Source organism: Pseudomonas sp. P1_A1 (assembly GCF_056406935.1).
On record NZ_JBFTZE010000050.1, the window covers coordinates 1 to 626 of the forward strand.

A 626-nucleotide genomic window follows, 5' to 3' on the forward strand; every position below is an offset into this window, starting at 1 on the left:
GTGGAGAACCGTGCGCTTGGTTATCGCACCAAATTTTTACTAAAGAAGTTTTTAAGCGACGGTATTGAACATACTATTGAATATTCAGGCAAGGCACTTTTTGAACAATTACTGGGCACAGCCGAACAAAAACGCCTGTGGAAACTAAAACGTGAGCAGGCTTATTATGGCTCGGCGCAGCATTTTTACCGTTCATTGTATAAAGACAGGTTAAAAGAGGAGGGGTTTGAAGCTCATGATTTTACCCGCGCGCTAAACAGGGAACGCCCGCCTGAGGAACTCATTCAGCAAAAAATTAAAAGATTCAGGGAGTTAAACCGCGATTCCCTTAATGCCTGGTACAAGTTAGGTAACCTCACCAAATGGAATGATGAAAATGTGGTAAAAATACCATATCAATCTATCGAGATCCTGCGTAAAACACCGCAGCCTGGAATTTATGCATTGATGTTTCCTCATTTTTTGTATGTGGTATATACCAAAAAGCATGAGCTTACGGAGTTTAAGGATGTGTATCGCCCGCTGGATATGGAGAACTTTGAAACCAGCATTGTAACCTTATTTACCAACTACGCGCTATTTGATATGAATGGTATAATAGTATCAAATCCAAGCCCACTGTATGA

The 626-nt window shown here is 40.9% G+C and carries 1 protein-coding gene; it reads left to right on the forward strand.

The features are described from left to right. A partial coding sequence (locus AC1D2Q_RS29525; RefSeq protein ID WP_477815547.1) for a hypothetical protein occupies positions 1-626 on the forward strand: 626 nt, incomplete at both ends.